2 protein-coding genes are annotated in these 2,115 nt (G+C 63.0%); both read right to left on the minus strand.

What is annotated here, in order from left to right; genetic code table 11:
- Positions 1–437: 437 nt before the first annotated feature.
- Entirely contained in the window at positions 438–1,385 is a 948-nt protein-coding gene (locus ABYB95_RS22330; RefSeq protein ID WP_372662168.1) for a LysR family transcriptional regulator, read from the minus strand.
- A 14-nt stretch (positions 1,386–1,399) separates the two neighbouring features.
- Positions 1,400–2,115 (minus strand): LysR substrate-binding domain-containing protein (locus ABYB95_RS22335; protein ID WP_372662171.1); only part of this gene is annotated, 716 nt, incomplete at its 5' end.

Below are 2,115 nucleotides of genomic sequence, written 5' to 3' on the forward strand. Positions count from 1 at the left end.
AACACGGCACTGCGGCCGATACCGGTGGCGCCACCGGTCACAAGAGCACGTTTTCTGGAGGTCATGGGTTTTCCTTTGCGGGGGTCAATGGGATGGGAGAGAAAAATGCGCGCACCCATGCACCAGCGTGGCCGGCCTCTAGGCGCGGCGGCTTCAGATGAATGGCGGTCGAAAATGGGTGGTGCTAGAGACCCTGGAGGGTCTGCGCCGGGCGTGCATGGGCTGGGCGCCATGCGGGCTTGCTCGGTGGCGAGCGGTGGGTTCTGGGCCTGGGGTGCATGCGTGTCTCCGTCGTTTTGGGCGACCCACCCGGAGGTGGATGGAGGCGACTATAGGCAGCCCTGATGATTCCCGGAAGATATCAAAAAAACGGATGTGATTCGGTAACTGAATCGCTTATCCACCCTGCCACCCCCGACAAGTGAAGCGGCGTTTGCTCAGATTTCCGGTGCGCTGAAATCCAGTTTGGGCAATTCCTGGAACACGTCAAAGATGAGTCGGCGCAACCAGCCATTGCCGGTATCGGTGTCAAAACGCTCGTGCCACTGCTGCCGCACCTGGAACGGCCCCACCTGGAACGGCAGGTAGACCATGCGCAGATCCGAGCGCGGGCCCGACATGGCCACCGCCAGCCGATAGGGCACGGTCAACAGCAGACCGGTAGCGGCCACCACGGCCGACAGACCCAGCGAATGCGCGGCGGTCAGCACCACTTTCCGCTGGGCCAATACGCCTTGCTGCAACAAGATGACTTGCAGCGCGGCGTCGCTCGCGCCGCTGGGGCGGTAGGCCACGTGCTCGGCGGCCAGGTATTGCTCCAGCGTGAGCCGGTCGGCCTGGATCGGATGGTCTCGGCCGACCAGGCCCACAAAGGTCTCGTCGCTCAAAGCTTGGACATGAAAGCCCTCGCCCATGGGTGACCAACTGCCAACGGCGATATCGATCTTGCCCTCCAGCAAGAGGTTGCGCGCGTCGTCGCCGTTCGATGCGCCCACCGTCTCGAAGCGCAGTGCGGGTGCCAGGCGGCGCGCCGCTTTGATCAGGCCGGGCATCAACACCAGTTGCCCGATGTCGTTGATCGCGATGCGGAACAGCCGGTCGGATGTGGCCGGGTCGAAATGCTGCACCTTGTCGATGGCCTGGGTGAAGCGCAGCAAGCCCTCCTCCACCAGACCAATCAATTCGTCGGCCATGGGCGTGGGCATCATGCCCGCAGGCGTGCGCAAAAACAGCGGGTCGTTGAAACGGTCGCGCAAACGTTTGAGCGCATTGCTCACCGCCGACTGCGTCATGCACAAAAAATCGCCTGCCTGCGTCACGCTGTGGGTGACGTAGATCGCGCGAAACACCAGAAAGAGATTGAGATCGACCGTGTTGATGTTCATGGCTGTGCGGTTTGTTATTTTTTGGCGGCCCTGACTTTGGGGGCGTGGCGGCGCATCACGTCGCAAAAGAATTCGGCCGCCGGCGTGAGCGGCAAATCGGGCCGCTGGATCAGCACGATGGGCGGTGCGGGCAAGGATTCCTTGACCGGGATCACGGTCAAGGAATCCCGTGTCAAGGGGAACTCACCCCATTGCACCGGCAACAGCGCCAGCAGGTCGCTGTGGGCCAGCGCCACCATGATGGACAGCGCGGAACGCGCCTGCAGGCGGATGTCGGGCTGGGGCAGCTTGTGCCGCGCAAACAGGCTATGCAGATCGTCTTCGGCGTTGTAGTCGATCAAGGTGGTCGCCCACTGGGCGTCCACCAGCCCCTTGAGGTTTCGCACCTTGGCCAAGGGGTGCCCGTTGCGTGCCACCACGGCACGGGTGTTCTCGAACAAATGCTCGGTCACGAGACCCGGCGCCGGTGCCACGCGCGGCGCGGCGCCCAGATAGAAATCGATACTGCCATTGCGCAGCTGCATTTCCAGATCGGGAAACAAGCCTTCAATGAGTTGCAGACGCACCTGGGGATACCGCGCCGAGAACGTGGGCAAGGCGTAGGGCAGCATGCCCACGTGCGGCATGATGGACATGCCCGCCACCACCGTGCCCTGGTCGTCGCCCTGGTTTTGCGCCAGTTCGTCCTTGGCCCGCACCATTTCGTTCATCACCGAGCTGGCTCGCTGGT

This window comes from Hydrogenophaga sp. (assembly GCF_041633695.1).
In the GTDB taxonomy this organism is placed as follows: Bacteria; Pseudomonadota; Gammaproteobacteria; order Burkholderiales; family Burkholderiaceae_C; genus Hydrogenophaga.